Here is a 13,831-nt window from a genome sequence, read left to right as displayed (position 1 = left end):
CACGGCCTTTCGCTACAGTCGCCGGCATGCAGCCCGCCCGCCTCTCGATGCGCCAGGTCCTTGCCTGCGGCGCCGCCATCGTCACCCTGTCCATGGGCATCCGCCACGGCTTCGGCCTGTGGCTGCAGCCGATCACGCAGGCCCAGGGCTGGACGCGCGAGACCTTCGCCTTCGCGCTCGCGATCCAGAACCTGGCCTGGGGCTTCTTCGGCATCTTCGCCGGCATGCTGGCCGATCGCTTCGGCGCGTTCCGGGTGCTGGTGGTCGGCGCGCTGCTGTACGCGCTGGGTCTTGCGGGCATGGCGCTGTCGCCGAACGCGCCGCTGTTCTCGCTGACGGCGGGCGTTCTGATCGGCGCCGCGCAGGCGGGCACCACCTACGCGGTGGTCTACGGCGTGATCGGCCGGCAGATCGATCCGGCGAAGCGGTCATGGGCGATGGGCGTGGCGGCGGCCGCCGGTTCCTTCGGCCAGTTCCTGATGGTGCCGGTCGAAGGCTTCCTGATCTCCGGGGTCGGCTGGCAGCAGGCGCTGCTGGCACTCGCGGGCGCCGTGCTGCTGGTCATGCCGCTGGCCGCCGGGCTGCGCGAGCCGGGCTTCGCCGCCGGCCGCCACCTCGGCGCGAGCAGACCATCGCCCAGGCGCTGCGCGAGGCCTTCAAGTACCCCAGCTTCCAGCTGCTGATGGCGGGCTACTTCGTCTGCGGCTTCCAGGTGGTGTTCATCGGCGTGCACATGCCCAGCTACCTGAAGGACAAGGGCCTGTCCCCGCAGGTGGCCAGCTACGCGCTGGCGCTGATCGGCCTGTTCAACGTGTTCGGCACCTACATCGCCGGCACGCTGGGCCAGAAGCTGGCCAAGCGCAAGATCCTCGCCTTCATCTACATCGCCCGCGCGCTGGCGATCGCCGTCTTCCTGTGGGCACCGCTCTCGCCGCTGTCGGTGTACGTGTTCGCCGGCGTGATGGGCCTGCTGTGGCTGTCGACGGTGCCGCCGACCAATGCCACCGTCGCGCAGATCTTCGGCGTGGCCCACCTGTCGATGCTGGGCGGCTTCGTCTTCTTCAGCCACCAGATCGGCTCGTTCATTGGCGTGTGGCTGGGCGGCTTGCTGTACGACCGCACCGGCAGCTACGACATCGTCTGGTACATCGCCATCGCGCTGGGCGTGTTCGCCGCCCTCGTGAACCTGCCCGTGCGCGAGGCGCCGATCGCGCGCCACGCACCCCAGCCAGCATGAGCCCGCGGACCGGCAGGCTGGTTGGCTGGATCGCCGTCGCCGGCGTGCTCGCGGCAGTGTTTGCCCTCTACACGCGACCGGGCGTGATGGTCATGCTCGCCGACCAGTTCTGGGCCTGCTTCCGCTGAGCGAGCCGCGCCGGGTCCGGTCGCGCGAGGAGAGAAACAGCAATGAAGATCTACGTGATCACCGGTGCATCCGACGGCATCGGTGCCGAACTGGCGCGCCAGATCGCGAGGCGCCATCGTGGCAACGCGGCGCTGGTGCTGGCGGCCCGCAGCCGGGACAAGCTGGTCGATGTCGCCGCGCAGTGCGAGGCGCAGGGCGCGGCCGCCCTGGCGGTGCCCACCGACGTCGCGCGTGAGGCGGACTGCCGCGAACTGGTCGACACGGCCGTCCACCAGTTCGGCGGGCTGGATTGCCTCGTCAACAACGCCGGCGTGTCCGCGCATGCCCTCTTCGAGGACGTGACGGCCGAGGACCTGCACTGGTACCAGGACCCTCATGGCGGTCAACCTCTGGGGCGCCGTCTGGAAGCCGCCCATGGCGAACTTGGTCGCGCTGTATGCCGTGCGGCCGGGCAGGCCCACCAGGCCGGCCAGCGAGGACACGGCGACGCGATCTGGCCGCGCACCGCCTTCAGGTGGGGCAGGGCGGCATGCGTGCACCCTTCGAAGCCCTGCGCGCCGAGCTCAAGCCCTCGGGCGTGGCCGTTACCGTCGCCTATCCCGGCGTGGTGGCCACCGGCATCAAGCACCACCGCTGGAATGCGCAGGGACGGCCCGGCAACGCACCGGCGCTGAACGAGGACGACGCGATGCCGGTGGAGGAATGCGCGCGGCTGATCCTGGACGGCCTGGACGAGCGGCGGCGCGACGTGGTGATGACCACCCGCGGCAAGCTGGGCCGCTTCCTCAAGCTCATCGCACCCGGCAAGGTCGACGACATGGCGCTGGCCGTGATGTCCACCGCGCCGCGCACGCCATGACAGCTCCGCACGGCACGCAGGAGCCTTCGGACTGGGTGCGGCGCTGGTCGCACCTGGTGCCGGCCGGCGGCCAGGTGCTGGACGTGGCGTGCGGGCACGGTCGGCACATGCGGTGGTTCGCGCAGCGCGGGCATCCGGTGACTGGCATCGACCGCGATCCGGAAGCCGCGGCGGCAGTGCAGCCGCTCGGCCGGGCCATCACGGCGGACATCGAGAACGGGCCGTGGCCCCTCGCTGGCGAGGCCTTCGCCGGCCTCGTCGTCACCAACTACCTGTGGCGGCCGCTCTTCGCCCAGCTGCTGGCCAGCGTGGCCGAAGGCGGCGTGCTGCTGTACGAGACCTTTGCCGAGGGCAACGAGACGGTCGGCAAACCCTCGCGGCCCGATTTCCTGCTGCGCCACGGCGAACTGCTGACCCTGTGCGCCGGCCTGCGCGTGGTGGCGTACGAGGACGGATTCCTCGACGCGCCCGAGCGGTACGTGCAGCGCATCGCGGCCATCCGCGCGCCTTCCGGGAACGGAAGGGCTCGCTACACGCTCTAGGTAGAATCCGCCCTTTCGCGAGCACACCGGCATGACCCCCATCACAGGCAGCATCGTGGCCCTGGCCACGCCGATGCACGACGACGGCAGCGTGGACTATCCCGCGCTGCGCCGGCTGATCGACTGGCACATCGCCGAGGGCACCGACTGCATCGGCGTCGTCGGCACCACCGGCGAATCACCGACCGTGAACGTCGAGGAGCACCAGGAAATCATCCGGGTGTCGGTGGAACAGGCCAACCGCCGCGTGCCCATCATGGCCGGCTGCGGCGCCAATTCCACCGCCGAGGCCATCGAACTCGCCCGCTTCGCGAAGAAGGTCGGCGCCGACTGCCAGCTGCAGGTCGTGCCCTACTACAACAAGCCCACGCAGGAAGGCCAGTACCGGCACTTCCAGGCCATTGCCGAAGCGGTGGGCGACCTGCCGATGGTGCTGTACAACGTCCCCGGCCGCACGGTCGCGGACATGCAGCACGACACGGTGCTGCGTCTGGCCCAGGTGCCCGGCATCGTGGGCATCAAGGAAGCGACGGGGAACATCGAGCGCGCCCAGTGGCTGCTGCGCGATGCGCCGAAGAACTTCTCGATCTACTCCGGCGACGATCCCACCGCCGTGGCATTGATGCTGTGCGGCGGCCACGGCAACGTGAGCGTCACGGCCAACGTGGCCCCGCGCGCGATGCACGAGCTGTGCGTCGCGGCCATCGCGGGCGACGCGCGCAAGGCGATGGCGATCCAGAACCGGCTGATGCCGCTGCATCGCCACCTGTTCGTGGAAGCCAACCCGATTCCCGTGAAGTGGGCGATGGCGAAGATGGGCCTGTGCGGCCCCGCGCTGCGGCTGCCCATGACCCCGCTCACGCCGGCGTTCCATGCGCAGGTCGAGGCCGCGATGCGGTCGGCGGGCGTGCTGGGCTGATGAGGACAATGACGGAATGAACGTGATGCGTATTGCAAAGTTGGGCGCGCTGGCCGCGGCCTGCGCCGCCCTGGCGGCCTGCTCGATGCTCGAAGGCGAGAAGATCGACTACAAGAGCGCCACCAAGGGCGCCGCGCTCGACGTGCCGCCCGACCTGACGCAGCTCTCGCGCGACTCGCGCTACCAGATCCCCGGCGGTCCTGTCACCGCCAGCAGCTACCAGGTGGGGCAGTCCGCGCCCACGCTGCCCACCGCGGCCACCACCGTCGGCGACGTGCGCATCGAGCGTGACGGCCAGAAGCGCTGGCTCGTGGTCAACCGGCCGGCCGACCAGCTGTGGGGCCCGCTGCGCGACTTCTGGCAGGAGAACGGTTTCCAGCTGGTGCTCGACCAGCCGAATCTCGGCATCATGGAGACCGACTGGGCCGAGAACCGCGCCAAGATCCCGCAGGACTTCATCCGCAACTCGCTGGGCAAGCTGCTGGATTCGGTCTACTCCACCTCCGAGCGCGACCGCTTCCGCACGCGCCTCGAGCGCACGCCCAGCGGCGGCACCGAGATCTACATCTCGCACCGCGGCATGCAGGAGGTCTATGCCTCGCCGAACAACCAGAAGGACCAGGTCGTGTGGCAGCCGCGCCCGGCCGACCCCGAGCTGGAGGCCGAGTTCCTGCGCCGCATGATGGTCAAGCTCGGCGTGCCGCAGGAGCAGTCGAAGGCGCTGGTGGCCGCGGGCGCGGTCAAGCCCACGTCGCGCGTCGCCAATGTCGACAACGCACCGGTGGTGCAGATCGACGAAGGCTTCGACCGTGCGTGGCGCCGCGTCGGCCTGGCGCTGGACCGCACGGGCTTCACCGTCGAGGACCGCGACCGCAGCCAGGGCACGTACTTCGTGCGCTACGTACCGCCGAACCAGAACAAGGACGAGCACGGCTTCTTCAGCAAGCTGTTCTCGCGCGACCAGCCCTCGGCGCCCGTCAAGTACCGCATCAGCGTCAAGAGCCAGGGCGACACCAGCACCGTGGCGGTGCTGAACTCGCAAGGCTCGCCCGAGACGTCGGACAATGCCAAGCGCATCGTGCAGGTCATCGCGGACGATCTCCAATAGCCGCGCAGCGACACAAGGACAAGGCCGCAGGCCTTGTTATCGTCTGATTCGTTTCAAGAGTCTCGGCAGCGGCAGCACCGGCAATGCCACGGTGGTGCAGGTGTGCGGCGACGGCGGGGTGACGCACCTGCTCGTCGACTGCGGCCTGGGCATCCGCGCGCTGGACAAGCGCCTGGCCGAGGCCGGCATGCTGGCCGAGCAGTTGGACGCCCTGTTCATCACGCACGAACATGCCGACCACATCGGCTGCGCGCGCCAGCTCGCGCTGCGCGAGCGGCTGCCGGTGTGGATGTCCGAAGGCACCTGGATCGGGCTGGGCCAGCCGGACTTCGACGGGCTGCTGCGCATCGCGTGCGATTCGGCGCCGATCGAGATCCGCAACCTGCGCGTCGATCCCTTCACGGTGCCACACGATGCGCGCGAGCCGCTGCAGCTCACGTGCACGGATGGCGCCGTGACACTGGGCGTGCTCACCGACCTGGGCCATGCGACGCAGCACGTGCTGGACCGCCTGGCGGGTTGCGCCACCCTGCTGCTCGAATGCAACCATGACCGCGCGATGCTCGAGGATGGCCCGTACCCCTGGTTCCTGAAGAAGCGCGTCGGCGGGGACTGGGGCCACCTGGCCAACGAGGAAGCGGCAGCGATCGCAGCCACTATCCGGCCGCGCGGCCTGCGGCAGGTGGTGGCCGCGCACCTGAGCGAGCAGAACAACCGTCCCGATCTCGCGCGGGCGGCGCTGGTCGATGCGCTCGGCGACGGCCTGGACATCCACGTCGCCGACGGTCCCACCGGTAGCGCCTGGCTCACGGCCTGAGGCGAGCGCCGGCGTCGCACCTCGCGCCGCCCAAGAAAAAGCCGCCCGAAGGCGGCTCGTTTCCAGAAACGGGGACCCGTTTACTTGGAAGCAGCCGAAGCAGCCGGAGCGGCAGCGGAAGCGGCGTCGGTGGACGAGGTCGCGGCGGCAGCAGCAGCGGAAGCGGCGTTGGACGACGCGTCGGCGGTGCCGGAAGCAGCGGGAGCAGCGGCGGGAGCCGGAGCAGCAGCGGGAGCCGGGGCGGGCGCGGCTTCTTCCTTCTTGCCGCAGGCAGCCAGGGCGACTGCAGCCATCAGGGTCGCCAGGACGAGCGATTTCTTCATTTCGGATTCCTCAAGGGGTGATCAAATTTCCGGAAATTGCCGCGCGCCTGCATGGCTGCGTGGCTGAACAGCGAGGGACGCAAGATTCCTCTGCTCAGCCGGAAATTATAGGGGTTTTCATGGGCTTCCCGACACGGTATCGGGCTGCATGTCACGTCTCACAAGCCCAGTGTGGAAGCCGGGAAGGCTGGCCCGCTCTTCTGCAGCCATCCATCGAGGAGCTCCCGGACGGCCACGCGCCGCTCCGGCTCGCAACCTGCCACGCCGTGGCTGTGCTCCAGGTCGAGCCGCCGCATCGCCCACGCCGGTGACCAGATTGCGCTGGGCAGTTCCAGCGGGTCGGCGGACGCGCACCCGCGAGCCTCGATGATGTGCGACCAGGTCTGCCGCCAGGCGACGAAGCGCGAGTGCAGCCGACGGACGTCGTCGTAGCGACGCGCCAGCAGGATGCAGCGGCGGCCGCTGGCGGACCAGGCCTGCAGCGACTCGGCCACGGCGCGCTCACCCAGCGGCCAGTCGGCGAAGCTGGCATCGCACAGGATGAGTTCGCGCCAACCCTCGGCGGCGGCGCAGGCCAGCGCGTCGCGCACCATCTGCCCGAAAGCTTCGCGGCCTTCGAATCGCCCCTGCGGCAGTTGCGCGGCGTTCATGCGGCCGCCCCGTGGGCCCAACCGGCATCGCACCACGCGGCGAGCAATTCGCGAGCTGCATCGCTGGCGCGCGCGAGTTCGTCCGCCGTGAGGCGACGCGCATCGGCCAGCTTTCGCATCAGGCGTGCATCGGCCCCGCCGGCCCGCCAGCTCTCGCCATTGATGAACACATGGCGCGCGTCATAGAGCATGCGCGTGCGCCGATCGAGCACCACGCCCTCGCCGCGCCGCGGCGCGCGGCCCGGCTCGAACCAGACGTTGGCCTTGGGCTCGGTGAGCGACTCGCCGAGTGCGCGCGGAAGGCCGTCCCGGTCCGCCAGTGCGCGCTCCAGCGCCTCCTGCGCGAACTGCTGCAGCGATGGCGGGATCTCGCCCGGCGCACGGACCGCCTGCTGCCCCGCATCGCCATACAGGACGCGGGGATCGTCGTCCTCGCCGGCCGCGTCGGAGATGCGCTGCAGCAGGTCGCGCGCGAGCTCGCCGCGCGAAGGCGAGCGGAACCCGATCGAGCAGGTCTGGCATTCGCCTTCGGCGATGCCGTCGTGCGCATAGCGCGGCGGCAGGTACAGCATGTCGCCGGGCTCGAGCACTTCGTCGTGCTGCGGCTCGAAGCGCTCGAGGATCTTCAGCGGCACGCCCTCGCGCAGCGTGAGGTCCTTCTGCCGCCCGTAGCGCCAGCGCCGCCGGCCCTGCACCTGCAGCAGGAACACGTCGTAGCTGTCGAAGTGCGGCCCGACGCCGCCACCGTCGGTGGCGTGGCTCACCATCAGGTCGTCGAGGCGTGCCTCGGGCACGAAGCGGAATTGCTGCAACAGCGCGTGCGCCGCCTCCGCATGCAGGTCCAGGCCCTGCACCAGCAGGGTCCAGCCCGGCTGGGTCAGCGGTGGCAGCGCACGACGGGCGAAGGGGCCGCGGCGCATCTGCCAGCCCTTCGATCCCTGGATGACCAGGCGCGACTCGACGCCGTCCTGCCCTGCGAGCGCGAACAGCTCGGCGCGCGGCAGCGGCGGCCGCACGCCGGGGATGGCGCCGCGCACCAGCAGCGGCTTGCGTTGCCAGTGGCGCTGCATGAACTGGGAAGGGCTGAGGCCGCCGAGCAGCGGAAGGGGCGCGTCGATGTCCATGGACCAGGGGTGAACTGCGACAATTCTCCCTTATGGAAGTCACCCCCCAATGCGTGGTCGCGCTGACCTGGACGCTGAAGGACACGCTCGGCGAGACCCTGGACGTGCTCGACGAGCCGGTGGAGTTCGTGGTCGGCGGCCATGACCTGCTGGCCAAGATCGAAGAGGCCCTGCAGGGCCACGAGCCGGGCGACAAGCTCGACCTGCACCTGGAGCCGGAGGAGGCCTTCGGCGACTACGACGACCAGCTGGTGTTCCTGGAGCCGCGCACGCGGTTTCCAGCCGACCTCGAGGAAGGCATGACCTTCGAGGGCCTGCCCGAAGGCAGCAATCCGGAGGCGCCGCGCGACGTGCTCTACACCGTGACGGAGATCTATCCCGAGCACGTGGTCGTCGACGGCAACCATCCGCTCGCCGGCATCGCGCTGCGCCTGCACCTGAAGGTCGAGGCGGTGCGCGAGGCCACCGAGGAAGAGATCGGCCGCGGCACGTCCGGCACGGGCTTCTTCAAGGTGCACCCGCAGGGACCTGGCAGCACGTCACTGCACTGAAGACCGAACTCCCAAACGCAGAGAACGCGGAGTGAACGCAGAGGACGCAGAAGACTCCAGACAAGGAAGTCTTCTGTGTCCTCTGCGAACCTCTGCGCCCTCTGCGCCCTCTGCGTTTGGGAGTCCGCATTCAGCGGCGGTATCACCCGCCGCAGCCGATCAACCCTGCCGGTAGATCACGTTGTTCTCGACGCGCACGCGGTCGCCCACGTGCAGGTCGCCGAGCGCGCCCACTTCGAACGTGCGCCACGCACCCTGGTCGGTCTGCACCGTCACGCGATAGGCCGGACCACCGGCGCCCGACGCGGCCGCATTGGCTTCGGCGTTCTGGCCCGAGCGATGGCCGATCGCTGCGCCGGCGCCCGCGCCCAGCACGGTGGCTCCGGCACGGCTGTGGCCGTTGTCGATGTTCTTGCCGACCACGCTGCCGACCACGGCGCCGATGATGCCGCCGACCACGGCACGGCTGGTGCTCGGGTTGGTGGCGCTGGTCGCGCCCATCTGCACGGTCTGGATGTCGGTCACGCGGCCCGTTTCCACCGCGGCCATCGGTGCGTTCTGCACGCTGGTGCCGGCGGAAGCGGACGGATACGTCGTGGTCGGATAGCCCGAAGTCGTCGGGTACGAAGAGCTCGGATAGGAGCTCGCCACCGGCTGGGTGGGATTGCTGCCGCAGGCGGCCAGCAGGGCAGCCAGCGAAGCCGCGGCGGCGACGGTCGTGAAACGCTTGGACGAGTGCATGGAAATCTCCTTCGAATGGGAACGCGGACGCACCGCGACAGGCGATCCACGTGTGATTTCAATTACAGGCAAGCGCGCACGGCCGCACGGACCGGCAATGCCGCGCATCGCTGTAGGACCCCTCGGGAGGGGGTGTAGGAGCGCCTTGAGCAGGCGCGGGAGCCGGCGACCCGCCTCAGCCTTTGCCGGTGGAACCGTAGCCGCCGGCGCCGCGCTCGGTGGGCGGGAACTCGCTGACGACGCTGAAGCTGGCCTGCACCACCGGCACGATCACCAGCTGGGCCAGCCGCTCCATCGGCTGCAGCGTGAACGGCGTGTCGCTGCGGTTCCAGCAGCTGACCATCAGCTGGCCTTGGTAGTCGCTGTCGATCAGCCCGACGAGGTTGCCCAGCACGATGCCGTGCTTGTGGCCCAGGCCCGAGCGGGGAAGGATCAGCGCGGCGTAGCCCGGGTCCTTGATCCAGATGGCGATGCCGGTGGGGATCAGCTTCCACGCGTTGGCGGCGAGGTCCACGGGCTGGTCGATGCAGGCGCGCAAATCGAGGCCGGCGCTGCCCGGCGTGGCGTAGGCCGGCAGGGCATCGGCCATGCGCGGATCGAGGATCTTGACGTCGATGTTCATGCGGGGGAAGGCAGCAGCCGGGCGATCTCGGCGACGAGGGTGCGCGCCAGGCTGCGCTTGGAGGCGCGCGGCAACGGGCGCGTGCCCTGGGCGTCGACCAGCAGCAGCTCGTTGTCGTCCTGGCCGAAGGTGGCGGGACCGATGTTGCCCACCAGGAGCGGCACGCCCTTGCGTGCCCGCTTGGCCTGTGCGTTGGCGGCCAGGTCGTCGCTCTCGGCGGCAAAACCGACGCAGAACAGGCGGCCGCTGCGGGCGCGCTCGCCCTGCGCGACGGTCCTGAGGATGTCGGGATTCTCCGCGAAGGCCAGCGCGGGCGGCCCGCCGCCTTCGGCTTTCTTGATCTTGCTCGTGCTCACGCTGGCAGGGCGCCAGTCGGCGACGGCCGCGGTGGCCACGAACACGTCGGCCTGTGCCGCCTCGGGCAGCGTGGCGTCGAGCATCTGCTGCGCCGACTGCACGTCGATGCGGCGGACGCCACGCGGGGTGCGCTGGTGCACCGGGCCGGCGACCAGCACCACCTGCGCGCCGGCCTCGCGCGCCGCGCGCGCGATGGCGAATCCCATCTTCCCGGAGGAATGGTTGGTGACACCGCGCACCGGGTCCATCGCCTCGAACGTGGGGCCGGCCGTGACGACGACGCGCTTGCCCGCCAGCGGCTTGGGCTGCAGGAAGGCGACGATGTCCTCCAGCAGTTCGTGCGGCTCCAGCATGCGGCCGTCGCCGGTCTCGCCGCAGGCCTGGAAGCCGCTGCCCACGCCGAGGATGATGGCGCCGTCGGCCTCGAGCTGCGCCATGTTGCGCTGGGTGGCGGGGGCGGCCCACATCTCGCGGTTCATCGCCGGCGCCAGCAGCAGCGGCACGCGGTCGATGGGACGCGCCAGGCACATCAGGCTGAGGAGGTCGTCGGCCCGCCCGTGCACCAGCCTGGCCATGAAATCTGCACTGCAGGGCGCAATGACGATCGCATCGGCCTCGCGCGACAGGTTGATGTGCGGCATGGTGTTCGGCTCGCGCGCATCCCACTGCGAGAAGTAGACGGGCAGGCCGGACAGCGCCTGCATGGTGACGCGCGTGATGAACTGCTCGGCGGCGTCGGTCATCACCACCTGCACCGTGGCGCCCTCCTTCACGAACGCGCGGCACAACTCGGCGGCCTTGTAGCAGGCGATGCCGCCGGTGAGGCCGAGGACGATGTGCTTGCCGGCAAGGTCGCTCATGGGCCGGGAGTGTATCGATGAACCCCACCGCAGGTTCCCTATAATCGCGCATTACCACCACCCGGAAGCGCCCGCGCCTTCCGCACGACATGACCAAATTCGTCTTCGTCACCGGCGGTGTGGTGTCTTCCCTGGGCAAGGGAATCGCCTCAGCCTCCCTCGCCGCGATCCTCGAGTCGCGCGGCCTCAAGGTCACCCTGATCAAGCTGGATCCGTACATCAACGTGGATCCGGGCACCATGTCGCCGTTCCAGCACGGCGAGGTGTTCGTCACCGACGACGGCGCCGAGACCGACCTGGACCTGGGCCACTACGAACGCTTCGTGACCACCCGCATGGGAAAGGTCAACAACTTCACCACCGGCAAGATCTACCAGTCGGTGCTTGAGAAGGAACGCCGCGGCGATTACCTGGGCAAGACGGTTCAGGTCATCCCGCACGTCACCAACGAGATCCAGGAATTCATCAAGCGCGGTGCGCGCGTCGGCGAGAAGAACGAGGCCGACGTGGCCATCGTGGAGATCGGCGGCACCGTCGGTGACATCGAGTCGCTGCCCTTCCTGGAAGCCGCTCGCCAGATGTCGCTGCGCATGGGCGCCAACCAGGTCGCCTTCGTGCACCTCACCTACGTGCCGTGGATCGCGGCCGCCGGCGAGCTCAAGACCAAGCCCACCCAGCACACGGTGCAGAAGCTGCGCGAGATCGGTATCTCCGCCGACGCCCTGCTCTGCCGCGCCGACCGCAAGATCCCCGACGAGGAGCGCGGCAAGATCTCGCTGTTCACCAACGTCCCCGAATGGGGCGTGATCTCCATGTGGGACGTGAACACGATCTACAAGGTGCCGCGCATGCTGCACGAGCAGGGCCTGGACGGCCTGATCTGCGACAAGCTGCGGCTGAACACGCCGCCCGCCAACCTGAAGAAGTGGGACGACCTGGTCTACGAGACCGAGCACCCGCAGGGCGAGGTCACCATCGCGATGGTCGGCAAGTACGTCGACCTGTCCGACAGCTACAAGTCGCTGAACGAGGCGCTGCGCCACGCGGGCATCAAGAACCACGTGCGGGTGAAGATCGACTACCTGGACTCCGAGACGCTGGAGTCCGGCGGCGTGCAGCAGCTGGCCAAGTACGACGCCGTGCTGGTGCCGGGCGGCTTCGGCAAGCGCGGCGTCGAAGGCAAGATCGAGGCGGCGCGCTTCGCCCGCGAGAACAAGGTGCCCTACCTGGGCATCTGCCTGGGCATGCAGGTGGCCACGATCGAATACGCGCGCCACGTGGCCGGCCTGAAGGACGCCAACAGCACCGAGTTCGAGCCGCAGACGCCCAACCCGGTCATCGCGCTGATCACCGAATGGCACGGCGCCGACGGTGTCGTGAACAAGCGCGACGCCAACTCCGACCTGGGCGGCACCATGCGCCTGGGAGCCCAGAGCTCCGACGTCGCCAAGGGCACGCTGGCGCACCGCATCTACGGCGATGTCGTCAACGAGCGGCACCGCCACCGCTACGAAGCCAACGTCAACTACCTCGACCAGCTGCGCAAGTCCGGCCTGGTGATCTCGGCGCTGACCCAGCGCGAGCACCTGACCGAGATCGTCGAGCTGCCGCAGGACGTGCACCCCTGGTTCATGGGCGTGCAGTTCCACCCCGAGTTCAAGTCCACGCCCTGGGACGGCCATCCGCTGTTCAACGCCTTCATCAAGGCCGCGGTCGACCACCAGCACGCGGGCAACAAGCTGAAGGCCGTCGCATGAAGCTGTGTGGTTTCGAGGTCGGGCTGGACCGGCCGTTCTTCCTCATCGCCGGCCCTTGCGTGGTCGAATCCGAGCAGCTGCAGATGGACACCGCGGGGACGCTCAAGGAGATCACGTCCGCACTCGGCATCCCGTTCATCTTCAAGAGCAGCTACGACAAGGCCAACCGCTCCTCGGGCACCAGCTTCCGCGGCCCCGGCATGGAGCGCGGCCTGCAGATCCTGGCCAAGGTGAAGAAGGACCTGGGCCTGCCCATCATCACCGACGTGCACACCGAGACGGAGATCCCGGAAGTGGCCAAGGTGGTCGACGTGCTGCAGACACCCGCCTTCCTCTGCCGCCAGACCGACTTCATCCGCGCCGTGGCGCAGTCGGGCAAGCCGGTGAACATCAAGAAGGGGCAGTTCCTGGCCCCGCACGACATGAAGAACGTCATCGACAAGGCCCGTGCCGCCGCGCGCGAGAAGGGCCTGCCCGAGGACAGCTTCATGGCCTGCGAACGCGGCGCCAGCTTCGGCTACAACAACCTGGTCTCGGACATGCGCTCGCTGGCGATCATGCGCGAGACCGGCGCCCCGGTCGTCTTCGACGCCACGCATTCGGTGCAACTGCCCGGCGGCCAAGGCACCAGCTCCGGCGGCCAGCGCGAGATGGTGCCGGTGCTGGCTCGCGCCGCCATTGCCGTGGGCGTCGCCGGCGTCTTCATGGAGACCCACCCCGATCCCGCCAAGGCGCTGTCGGACGGCCCCAACGCCGTGCCGCTCAAGCACATGAAGGCGCTGCTGGAAACGCTGGTCGCGCTGGACGGCGTGACCAAGAAGAACGGCTACCTGGAGAACCGCTTTGCCTAGCGCCTACATCCTCGCCAACGTCGACGTCACCGACCCGCAGCAGTACGAGCAGTACAAGAAGCTGTCGTCCCACGCCATGCAGGTGCATGGCGCCGAGGTGTGCGTGCGCGGCGGCGCGGTGCAGGTGCTGGAGGGCGACTGGTCGCCGCAGCGCGTCGTCTTGCTGAAATTTCCTACGGCCGAGGCAGCCCGGCGCTTCTACGATTCGCCCGAGTACGCCGCCGCCAAGCAGGTCCGGCAAGGCGCCGCGATCATGCGCATGGTGCTGATCGAAGGCGTGTGAAGATCGAACACGAACAGCCGAACGCAAAAGGCGCAAAAGACCGCGAAAGACGCAAAAGAATTCGTGAGTGGATTTTCTTTTGCGAATTTCGCGCGGTTTCG

Annotated in this window: 16 protein-coding genes and 2 pseudogenes; 12 read left to right on the top strand and 6 right to left on the bottom strand. The window is 69.0% G+C overall.

Features of this window, described 5'->3' with window-relative positions:
• Positions 1–26: 26 nt before the first annotated feature.
• From ACPWT1_RS12720 to ACPWT1_RS12685, 8 genes and pseudogenes are all read left to right on the top strand, one after another.
• Positions 27–1,237: pseudogene (locus ACPWT1_RS12720) on the top strand (MFS transporter).
• Positions 1,234–1,365 (top strand): hypothetical protein, encoded by a 132-nt coding sequence (locus tag ACPWT1_RS12715; protein ID WP_427911545.1) that lies wholly within the window; start codon positions 1,234–1,236, stop codon positions 1,363–1,365. Before ACPWT1_RS12720 ends, ACPWT1_RS12715 begins: the two are co-directional and overlap by 4 nt.
• A 42-nt stretch (positions 1,366–1,407) precedes the next feature.
• Positions 1,408–1,668: pseudogene (locus ACPWT1_RS12710) on the top strand (SDR family NAD(P)-dependent oxidoreductase); the annotation flags it as partial.
• 227 nt (positions 1,669–1,895) lie between these two features.
• A complete protein-coding gene (locus ACPWT1_RS12705) occupies positions 1,896–2,225 on the top strand; it encodes a hypothetical protein (protein WP_427915636.1) in 330 nt (109 codons plus the stop codon).
• Positions 2,222–2,767 (top strand): class I SAM-dependent methyltransferase, encoded by a 546-nt coding sequence (locus tag ACPWT1_RS12700; protein ID WP_427911544.1) that lies wholly within the window; start codon positions 2,222–2,224, stop codon positions 2,765–2,767. The genes ACPWT1_RS12705 and ACPWT1_RS12700 overlap by 4 nt, the downstream gene beginning before the upstream one ends.
• 31 nt (positions 2,768–2,798) lie before the next feature.
• Positions 2,799–3,686 carry a 4-hydroxy-tetrahydrodipicolinate synthase gene (gene dapA, locus ACPWT1_RS12695; protein ID WP_427911543.1) on the top strand — a complete coding sequence of 296 codons (888 nt, stop codon included), beginning with the start codon at positions 2,799–2,801 and terminating at the stop codon, positions 3,684–3,686.
• A 25-nt stretch (positions 3,687–3,711) separates the two neighbouring features.
• A complete protein-coding gene (gene bamC / locus ACPWT1_RS12690; RefSeq protein WP_427915553.1) occupies positions 3,712–4,794 on the top strand; it encodes an outer membrane protein assembly factor BamC in 1,083 nt (360 codons plus the stop codon).
• A gap of 43 nt (positions 4,795–4,837) precedes the next feature.
• A complete protein-coding gene (locus ACPWT1_RS12685; protein ID WP_427915552.1) occupies positions 4,838–5,611 on the top strand; it encodes an MBL fold metallo-hydrolase in 774 nt (257 codons plus the stop codon).
• 80 nt (positions 5,612–5,691) lie between these two features.
• On the opposite strand, the gene ACPWT1_RS12680 is transcribed toward ACPWT1_RS12685, so the two are convergent.
• The 3 genes from ACPWT1_RS12680 to ACPWT1_RS12670 all read right to left on the bottom strand — a co-directional run bounded on the left by ACPWT1_RS12680 (position 5,692) and on the right by ACPWT1_RS12670 (position 7,708).
• Positions 5,692–5,934, bottom strand: a complete 243-nt coding sequence (locus ACPWT1_RS12680) for a hypothetical protein (protein WP_427911542.1) — start codon at positions 5,932–5,934, stop codon at positions 5,692–5,694.
• Between the two features lie 158 nt (positions 5,935–6,092).
• Complete coding sequence (locus tag ACPWT1_RS12675; protein WP_427911541.1) at positions 6,093–6,584, bottom strand: hypothetical protein; 492 nt, start codon at positions 6,582–6,584, stop codon at positions 6,093–6,095.
• A complete protein-coding gene (locus ACPWT1_RS12670) occupies positions 6,581–7,708 on the bottom strand; it encodes a JmjC domain-containing protein (protein WP_427911540.1) in 1,128 nt (375 codons plus the stop codon). The genes ACPWT1_RS12675 and ACPWT1_RS12670 overlap by 4 nt, the downstream gene beginning before the upstream one ends.
• Before the next feature lie 32 nt (positions 7,709–7,740).
• Between ACPWT1_RS12670 and ACPWT1_RS12665 the strand changes: the two genes are divergently transcribed.
• Positions 7,741–8,259, top strand: a complete 519-nt coding sequence (locus ACPWT1_RS12665) for an FKBP-type peptidyl-prolyl cis-trans isomerase (protein WP_427911539.1) — start codon at positions 7,741–7,743, stop codon at positions 8,257–8,259.
• A 159-nt stretch (positions 8,260–8,418) separates the two neighbouring features.
• Here ACPWT1_RS12665 and ACPWT1_RS12660 read toward each other — a convergent pair whose 3' ends face one another.
• The 3 genes from ACPWT1_RS12660 to coaBC form a co-directional block, all read right to left on the bottom strand.
• A complete protein-coding gene (locus ACPWT1_RS12660; RefSeq protein WP_427911538.1) occupies positions 8,419–9,000 on the bottom strand; it encodes a glycine zipper 2TM domain-containing protein in 582 nt (193 codons plus the stop codon).
• A 175-nt stretch (positions 9,001–9,175) separates the two neighbouring features.
• Entirely contained in the window at positions 9,176–9,622 is a 447-nt protein-coding gene (gene dut, locus ACPWT1_RS12655; protein WP_427911537.1) for a dUTP diphosphatase, read from the bottom strand.
• On the bottom strand, positions 9,619–10,839 hold the full coding sequence (coaBC, locus tag ACPWT1_RS12650; RefSeq protein WP_427911536.1) for a bifunctional phosphopantothenoylcysteine decarboxylase/phosphopantothenate--cysteine ligase CoaBC: 1,221 nt from the start codon (positions 10,837–10,839) through the stop codon (positions 9,619–9,621). Before coaBC ends, dut begins: the two co-directional genes overlap by 4 nt.
• 89 nt (positions 10,840–10,928) lie before the next feature.
• Between coaBC and ACPWT1_RS12645 the strand changes: the two genes are divergently transcribed.
• The 3 genes from ACPWT1_RS12645 to ACPWT1_RS12635 are packed head-to-tail and all read left to right on the top strand — an operon-like array spanning position 10,929 to position 13,730.
• Positions 10,929–12,596, top strand: a complete 1,668-nt coding sequence (locus ACPWT1_RS12645; RefSeq protein WP_427911535.1) for a CTP synthase — start codon at positions 10,929–10,931, stop codon at positions 12,594–12,596.
• On the top strand, positions 12,593–13,447 hold the full coding sequence (kdsA, locus tag ACPWT1_RS12640; RefSeq protein ID WP_427911534.1) for a 3-deoxy-8-phosphooctulonate synthase: 855 nt from the start codon (positions 12,593–12,595) through the stop codon (positions 13,445–13,447). Before ACPWT1_RS12645 ends, kdsA begins: the two co-directional genes overlap by 4 nt.
• A complete protein-coding gene (locus tag ACPWT1_RS12635) occupies positions 13,440–13,730 on the top strand; it encodes a DUF1330 domain-containing protein (protein WP_427911533.1) in 291 nt (96 codons plus the stop codon). Before kdsA ends, ACPWT1_RS12635 begins: the two co-directional genes overlap by 8 nt.
• Positions 13,731–13,831 lie beyond the last annotated feature (101 nt).

The sequence above is a fragment of the Ramlibacter sp. MMS24-I3-19 genome, from assembly GCF_050320135.1.
In the GTDB taxonomy this organism is placed as follows: domain Bacteria; phylum Pseudomonadota; class Gammaproteobacteria; order Burkholderiales; family Burkholderiaceae_C; genus Ramlibacter.
This window is presented reverse-complemented; position numbering and strand designations above follow the sequence as displayed.

Coding starts and splice junctions, on each gene's coding strand:
- ACPWT1_RS12715 (WP_427911545.1), top strand. CDS start 1,234: ATGAGCCCGCGGACCGGCAGGCTGGTTGGCTGGATCGCCGTCGCCGGC.
- ACPWT1_RS12705 (WP_427915636.1), top strand. CDS start 1,896: ATGCGTGCACCCTTCGAAGCCCTGCGCGCCGAGCTCAAGCCCTCGGGC.
- ACPWT1_RS12700 (WP_427911544.1), top strand. CDS start 2,222: ATGACAGCTCCGCACGGCACGCAGGAGCCTTCGGACTGGGTGCGGCGC.
- dapA (WP_427911543.1), top strand. CDS start 2,799: ATGACCCCCATCACAGGCAGCATCGTGGCCCTGGCCACGCCGATGCAC.
- bamC (WP_427915553.1), top strand. CDS start 3,712: ATGCGTATTGCAAAGTTGGGCGCGCTGGCCGCGGCCTGCGCCGCCCTG.
- ACPWT1_RS12680 (WP_427911542.1), bottom strand. CDS start 5,934: ATGAAGAAATCGCTCGTCCTGGCGACCCTGATGGCTGCAGTCGCCCTG.
- ACPWT1_RS12675 (WP_427911541.1), bottom strand. CDS start 6,584: ATGAACGCCGCGCAACTGCCGCAGGGGCGATTCGAAGGCCGCGAAGCT.
- ACPWT1_RS12670 (WP_427911540.1), bottom strand. CDS start 7,708: ATGGACATCGACGCGCCCCTTCCGCTGCTCGGCGGCCTCAGCCCTTCC.
- ACPWT1_RS12665 (WP_427911539.1), top strand. CDS start 7,741: ATGGAAGTCACCCCCCAATGCGTGGTCGCGCTGACCTGGACGCTGAAG.
- ACPWT1_RS12660 (WP_427911538.1), bottom strand. CDS start 9,000: ATGCACTCGTCCAAGCGTTTCACGACCGTCGCCGCCGCGGCTTCGCTG.
- dut (WP_427911537.1), bottom strand. CDS start 9,622: ATGAACATCGACGTCAAGATCCTCGATCCGCGCATGGCCGATGCCCTG.
- coaBC (WP_427911536.1), bottom strand. CDS start 10,839: ATGAGCGACCTTGCCGGCAAGCACATCGTCCTCGGCCTCACCGGCGGC.
- ACPWT1_RS12645 (WP_427911535.1), top strand. CDS start 10,929: ATGACCAAATTCGTCTTCGTCACCGGCGGTGTGGTGTCTTCCCTGGGC.
- kdsA (WP_427911534.1), top strand. CDS start 12,593: ATGAAGCTGTGTGGTTTCGAGGTCGGGCTGGACCGGCCGTTCTTCCTC.